The organism is Pricia sp. (genome assembly GCF_041745955.1).
GTDB lineage: Bacteria > Bacteroidota > Bacteroidia > Flavobacteriales > Flavobacteriaceae > Pricia.
On the sequence record NZ_JBGTHY010000303.1, the window covers coordinates 1 to 6,945 of the forward strand.

General features: G+C 40.8%; 7 protein-coding genes. 2 read left to right on the top strand and 5 right to left on the bottom strand.

From position 1 onward, the window contains the following. The coding region (gene prmA / locus ACEW8S_RS11100) for a 50S ribosomal protein L11 methyltransferase (protein ID WP_373518221.1) at window positions 1-586 on the top strand (586 nt) is incomplete at its 5' end. A 42-nt stretch (window positions 587-628) separates the two neighbouring features. Then, window positions 629-904, top strand: coding sequence for an ATP-dependent Clp protease adaptor ClpS (locus ACEW8S_RS11105; RefSeq protein ID WP_373518222.1), 276 nt, complete (start codon window positions 629-631; stop codon window positions 902-904). Window positions 905-1,027: 123 nt separating this feature from the next. Here the strand turns inward: ACEW8S_RS11105 and ACEW8S_RS11110 are convergent, their stop codons facing one another. The 5 genes from ACEW8S_RS11110 to hisC all read right to left on the bottom strand — a co-directional run bounded on the left by ACEW8S_RS11110 (window position 1,028) and on the right by hisC (window position 6,758). Next, on the bottom strand, window positions 1,028-1,927 hold the full coding sequence (locus tag ACEW8S_RS11110; protein ID WP_373518223.1) for a flavin reductase family protein: 900 nt from the start codon (window positions 1,925-1,927) through the stop codon (window positions 1,028-1,030). Between the two features lie 5 nt (window positions 1,928-1,932). Beyond that, window positions 1,933-3,171, bottom strand: a complete 1,239-nt coding sequence (gene fahA, locus ACEW8S_RS11115) for a fumarylacetoacetase (RefSeq protein WP_373518227.1) — start codon at window positions 3,169-3,171, stop codon at window positions 1,933-1,935. Between the two features lie 73 nt (window positions 3,172-3,244). Continuing rightward, the gene (hppD, locus tag ACEW8S_RS11120; RefSeq protein ID WP_373518224.1) at window positions 3,245-4,405 is read right to left on the bottom strand and encodes a 4-hydroxyphenylpyruvate dioxygenase; all 1,161 of its coding nucleotides are present in this window, start codon (window positions 4,403-4,405) and stop codon (window positions 3,245-3,247) included. Window positions 4,406-4,498: 93 nt separating this feature from the next. Further along, entirely contained in the window at window positions 4,499-5,665 is a 1,167-nt protein-coding gene (locus tag ACEW8S_RS11125; RefSeq protein WP_373518225.1) for a homogentisate 1,2-dioxygenase, read from the bottom strand. Next, a complete protein-coding gene (hisC, locus tag ACEW8S_RS11130) occupies window positions 5,658-6,758 on the bottom strand; it encodes a histidinol-phosphate transaminase (protein WP_373518226.1) in 1,101 nt (366 codons plus the stop codon). Before hisC ends, ACEW8S_RS11125 begins: the two co-directional genes overlap by 8 nt. Window positions 6,759-6,945 lie beyond the last annotated feature (187 nt).

A 6,945-nucleotide genomic window follows, 5' to 3' on the forward strand; every position in this document is an offset into this window, starting at 1 on the left:
TTGGGAAAGTAATTTTCATCCCATCCTAATCAATCATCGATGTGCTGTTCGCGCCCCATTCCATACGAAATTCGATGTGGAATACGATATCGTTATCGAACCTAAAATGAGCTTCGGCACCGGCCATCACGAAACGACCCATATGATGCTACAATTTATTTTAGACCACGATTTTGAAGGAAAGTCCGTTCTTGATATGGGTAGCGGTACGGGCGTACTCTCCATTCTTGCTGCCCTGAAAGGTGCGCTACATGTAGATGCCATCGATATCGATAATTGGTGCTATCTCAATGCCAAGGAAAACGTAACAAGAAACGATTGTGCGCATATCAATGTTTATGAAGGGGATTCGGGATTGCTGGGCGATAGAAAATATGATATCATCCTTGCCAATATCAGCCGGAATATTTTGGTGGAAGACATCCCTATTTATACCCAAAACCTAACGGAAAAGGGAACGCTTTTTGTAAGTGGATTTTATGCCAAGGATTTTTCAGTCATTTCCAAAAAATGCGCTGAAACCGGACTCAAATTCGAAAAAAACCTCGAAAAGAACCATTGGGTTGCCGCAAAATATGTAATTTAGGGATATTCTTAGTATAGAAAAATTGTAGGAAAATCATTTGCCATGAGTACAAGAGAGAAAGTATTGGAAGAAGTTCTTCTCAAGGAAGAAACGGTAAAACAAAACGAAATTGTTCTTTTCAACGATGAGGTAAACACCTTTGACCACGTTATCGAAACCTTAATGGATGTTTGCGAGCACACGCCCGAGCAGGCCGAGCAATGCTCCCTAATCGTACACTACAACGGTAAATGTACGGTCAAGACCGGAGAGTACAACGATCTGGAACCCCGTTGCAGTGGGCTATTGCGCGCCGGTTTGAGTGCGGAGATTGTTTAAATTTAGTAGGTGAGAGTGTAACCTAAACGCTGTCCACTTCACCTCCCCTGGCTTTTTCAGTTCTTGAAACAGCACAAGTTTATGGACTCATAGAAGCAGGTTATCAGTAAATCTTACAATAGTTCAAAACCTGTCACAGAAAAGTGTTTTGAGCGCAAAGTCTAGATTACCTTTTTGGAGATAGCTTCTAGCAGTCTTGTGCAATTGTGCGATTTTTTCATCTGTGGCACCTATTTTTAGAATTCTCGCAATCCCTGGTTTTTTTTTGAAGTGGTATAGATCTTCTTCGGATGGCGTTTTTTCTGCATTGCCAAGCCTACCTATGTCGTTCGTAGAAAGTATATCCGTTTTAAAAATATGTTGTGGTAATTGATCTACGCCAATGCCCTTGGTTCGAATGGGCTTTGGGATTTCAAATAGGGACTGCTCCGTAACTCTGGTGTACCAATTTTCTCCCATTCTGGCAACGTAATCTAACCTTTTCGTTTCTAATTGGTTATTTTCATTCAAATATCTATTATCGATATGGATGAATACTACTCTTGAAATAATGAGATTGCCTGCACCTCCTTCATCCCCTAATTTAACGATATTATCTACCACACATTCAAAGGAAACCGGGGATTCCTTAACACGGGGCGGCCTTACTTTAATGGAGTCTATTGGGGTCAGTCCGGATTTAATAAATTCATTTTCGCCTTTGTCATATTCGGTACTTGCCAATGACATTTGTTCGACCATGGGATAGTTGACTGTATTTATAACGACTTCCTTTACTTCCCGTACATTCTCAAGGGTATGCTTCACAGAATTGTCCCTAGCCCTTCTGGCCGGGGAGAAAATCAAGATAGGGGGATTGGCACTGAACACATTAAAATAGCTAAAGGGACTCAAATTTACGACCCCTTCTTTGTCTATTGTACTGGCGAAAGCTATGGGTCTTGGCGCAATGGCCGTCGTTAGCATTTGATATATTTCCGATGTGCCGATTGCATTGACATCTATTGAGGTAACTTCTTCCATACATTTTAATTTATAGCGGGTAATACTTGTGCCGTTACTTCACCAAATCCGACCCTGATACTGTCTTTTTCGCAATAGCCTCTCATGGTTACAGAGTCAAAATCTTCAATGAATTTTCTTTTTTCCCCATTGGATAACGTAATGGGCTTTTTTCCGCCCCATGCCAATTCCAACATAGACCCATACGAATTCTCTTCTTTTCCGCTAACGGTACCCGATGCTAACACATCCCCAACCTTCATGTTACATCCGTTGCTGGTATGATGGGCTAATTGTTGCGCCACATTCCAGTACATGTATTTAAAATTGGACTTGCTCACGATGTTTTCTTCACCGTTCTTTGGTGTTATGCCCACTTCTAAATGGATGTCGTAATTTTTTTGGCCGCTATAGGTAAGGTAAGGCAATACTTCAGGATTTTGTTCGGGACCTTGGACTTTAAAAGGCTCTAAAGCTTCCAAAGTAACTATCCACGGAGACATTGAGGATGCGAAGCTTTTCCCTAAAAATGGGCCTAAGGGCACATACTCCCACTTTTGGATATCCCTGGCCGACCAATCGTTAAAAAGCACTTTCCCAAAAATGTAATCTTCTGCATGCGAGGTTTTAATGGATTCCCCTATTCGGGAATTCTTGCCAATAATAAAGCCCATTTCCAATTCAAAATCCACTTTCGAAGAGGGTTGGAATACCGGGTCTTTGGCCTCCGGCAACATCACCTGACCCTTAGGCCTATACACATTTTGACCGCTAACCAGAATAGAGGAAGACCGACCATGATATCCGACAGGAAGGTGTTTCCAGTTGGGCAATAGCGCATTTTCAGGGTCTCTGAAGATTTTTCCTACGTTAGTGGCATGCTCTATACTAGAGTAGAAATCGGTATAATCCCCTATTAGAACGGGAAGATGCATTTGGGCTTCGGATTGGGGCACCAAAACCTTTGTTTGATCAAGTAACGAATGATTTTTATCGGAAAGTAAGTCCTGTACCTTTAATCTAACCGCATTAGTGACCGGTTTGCCCAGATCGATAAAATCGTTCAAATAATCGGTAACAAAAGCTCCCTTATCTACTGTTAATTCTTTGAAATACCCTTGTTCCGCGATAGCATACACATCCACTATTTGGTCCCCGATTGCGATGCCCATTTTTTTATTTCCGTTTCCAACGGAGAAAATCCCAAAGGGAAGATTGTAAATGCTAAAATCCGAATCTTTGGGAATGTCTACCCATGAAGTAATTTTTCTGCCCATGTCATTACTTTTTGAAATAGCCGGATTTTTATTTCAGGATTAGCTTTAATTAGGAATCGCCCTATAAAGTACCTCTACTGGCCTGTTCGCGTTCAATGGCTTCAAATAAGGCTTTGAAATTTCCTACGCCAAATGACTGCGCACCCTTACGTTGAATTACTTCAAAAAACATTGTGGGCCTATCGACTATTGTCCTTGTGAAAATTTGCAATAAATATCCTTCTTCATCCCTGTCGATCAAAATTCCATGCTTTTTTAACACCTCTACGTCCTCATCGATTTCCCCAACCCTATCCAATAAATCGTCATAGTAATGATCAGGGACATATAAAAATTCTACGCCCCTATCCCTCATCGCGGAAACGGTAGCTACAATATTGTCCGTGGCCACGGCAATATGCTGGACCCCAGGGCCATTATTAAAGTCCAAATATTCTTCTATTTGAGACTTCTTTTTCCCTTTGGCAGGTTCGTTGATGGGGAATTTGACCCTACCATTGCCATTGCTCATTACTTTGCTCATCAAAGCCGTATAATCCGTAGAAATATCATCATCCGTAAAGGAAACAATTTGCGCAAAACCCATCACTTTGCCATAAAATTCGCACCAGGGCCTCATTTCGTTCCAACCCACATTGCCAACGATGTGGTCCACAAATTTTAATCCCACAGGCTCTGGGTTGTAGTGTGATTCCCATTTTCTATAGCCTGGCAAAAAGATACCGTTATAATTTTTACGTTCAACGAAAATATGGACGGTCTCGCCATAGGTATAAATGCCTGAACGAATCACGTAACCGTGATCATCTTCTTCCTTGGTGGGCTGCATGAAGGGTTTGGCACCTCTTTTGGTGGTTTCCTCAAACGCATTTTTGGCATCATCGACCCAAAGCGCTACCACTTTTACTGCATCCCCATGGGTATTGATATGGGCATTAATAGGTCCGTCTTTTTCAAGGGGGGTTGTCAATACCAATCGTATTTTATCCTGTTTTAAAACATAGGAGACCCTGTCCTTCATTCCTGTTTCCAAACCTGCATATGCCTCTGATTGAAAGCCTAATGCCGTTTTGTAGAAATGGGCGGTCTGTTTTGCATTTCCAACGTACAATTCTATATAATCCGTCCCGTTCAAAGGAAGAAAATCTTCTGCTTCCTCGAATATTTTCTTTAGACCGTACTCGGTATTCTGTAAGTCTTTTAGATGCTTTATGCCTGCCATAACCCGTATTTTTTAGTATTCAATGATTTTTATCTAACCAAAAGGTGTGATAATCCCCAATATCAATATTGATTACTTCCTCTTATTTAAAGGTCAATGATTTTCATCCAGCCAAGAGGTGTGATAATCACCTGTATCAATAGTAATTGCTTCCTCCGTAACCATCAAGGGTTTAAAGGTATCGACCATTACCGCCAATTCCTGTGTTTCCGTTTGGCCGATACTGCGTTCCATTGCCCCGGGATGCGGCCCGTGGGGAATACCGGCCGGATGTAAGGTAATTTGGCCAATGCCGATGTTGTTTCTACTCATAAAATCCCCATCCACATAATACAAGACCTCGTCGGAATCGATATTGCTATGGTTGTACGGCGCCGGTATAGATTGTGGATGATAATCGTACAACCTGGGCACAAACGAACATATTACAAAAGCATTGGTTTCAAAGGTTTGATGTACCGGGGGCGGTTGATGGATCCGACCCGTTATCGGTTCAAAATCATGGATGGAAAGTTTATAGGGATAATTATATCCATCCCATCCAACAACGCTAAAGGGATGGCCCGCATACACATATTCATGTATCATATCCTGTTTTTTTACTTTTAAAAGGAAGTCCCCTTTAGCCGTAAAAGTTTCCAATTCATTAGGCGGATGCATATCACGCTCACAAAATGGGGACTGCTCCAAATGCTGTCCAAACCAATTGCGATAACGTTTGGGCGTATAAATGGGATGTTTGGATTCTACGATAAACAGTCGATTATCCTCCGTATCAAATTCCACCTGATAAATCATCCCTCTGGGAATAACGAGATAGTCACCATATTTAAAATCGATATTTCCCAAAAACGTTCTCAGTTTGCCGGTCCCTTTATGAACAAACAGGACTTCATCGGAATCCGTATTCTTATAAAAATAATCCCGCAATGATTTCTTGGGCGCCGCCAAGCCAATATAACAATCGCTGTTGGCCAATATAATTTTTCTGCTTTCCAAATAATCGTCCGTTGCGGCGATGTCAAAGCCCTTTAAACTCATGGCTTTCATATTCTTCGCTAGAGCAATTTTAGGTGCTACGCTATACGATTTCAATACCTCCTTGACCTGTGTCGGGCGGTGCGTATGATATAACAGCGATGACATTCCGTCAAAACCTATCGTCCCGAATAATTCCTCATAATAAAAATCACCGGAATCGCTCTTGAAAATGGTATGTCTTTTAGGGGGAATTTCCCCCAATGTGTGATATCTAGGCATAGGAATAAGTTTTATGGATGGCCGTTATTAATGCGTTATTGGCTTCATGGGTGCCAATGGTAATCCGAACACCATTTGGGGCACCGAATTTATCACAAGGTCTGACCATTATTCCTTCTGTAAGCATTTGAGCGGTAAAGTCCTTAATTTTTGGTGCTATAAAAATAAAATTGGTTTGGCTGGGCCAATAGGTCATCTCTAATATATCGAATTCGTTATACAGCCATTCTTTTTCCGTTCGTATTAGATCCACCGTTTTTTTTAAGTGCTCTTTGTCTTTTAGGGCATGTATACCCGCGACCATAGAAAGTGTGTTGATTATAAATGGTCTTTTGATATTTTGAATATATGAAATTATCTGCGGGGTAGAAATTCCATATCCCAATCGTATTCCGGCCAAGCCATAGGCTTTTGAAAAACTATGGACGCCGATTACATTTTTACCCTCCTTAATATAGTCAAAAGCTCTCGGATAATCAGGTGCATCGACGAAGTGAAAGTAAACCTCATCATAGACCACAATAACGTCCTCCGGCAAATTATCTATTAAAAAATCGATATCCTTTTTTCCGGTATAGGTCCCGGTTGGATTGTTCGGATTCGTGATAAAAATAAGTCTGGTCTTTTTAGTAACGGCCTTTAAAATTTCATCGACGTTCATTGTATAATCATCCGAATTTAGAGGAACGTTTACAACTTTACTTCCCTCATTTTCGATCATACTTTCATAGGCCACAAAAGTAGGATGACTAATAATACATTCCAACCCGGGACTTAAAAAAGCCCTGGTTATCAATTCCAGGACTTCAATACCGCTATTCGCGGTGACGATATTTTCTGAAGTCAGATGAGGGTAGGTCTCACAAATAGCATTCTTTAATAAACGGTCATCCCTAAACTTGTATTCATGTATATTTTGAAGGCTATTCATAATCGCCTGTTGCGCGAGAGGAGAAGGTCCCAGTGCATTTTCATTGGAAGAAAGTTTCCATACCTTATCAATATCACTACCGATCAATACTTCTTCCCTGGTTACGCCACCGGCATAATCTTTTTTCTTGACGTATGACTTAAAAACTGTTTCCGTATCCATTCATACAAAATTACTACATAAATCCAGCCTAATATAGATTTTCACTAACGATAGAACGAAATTTGGTTATATTCGCTATATAATAGGTGTTATTTGTTTTTATAACCTGCTTTCTGGAATGGATGGGTTACCCTGCAAACAATTTAACTACCTGCAAACAATTTAACTACCTGCAAACAATTTAACT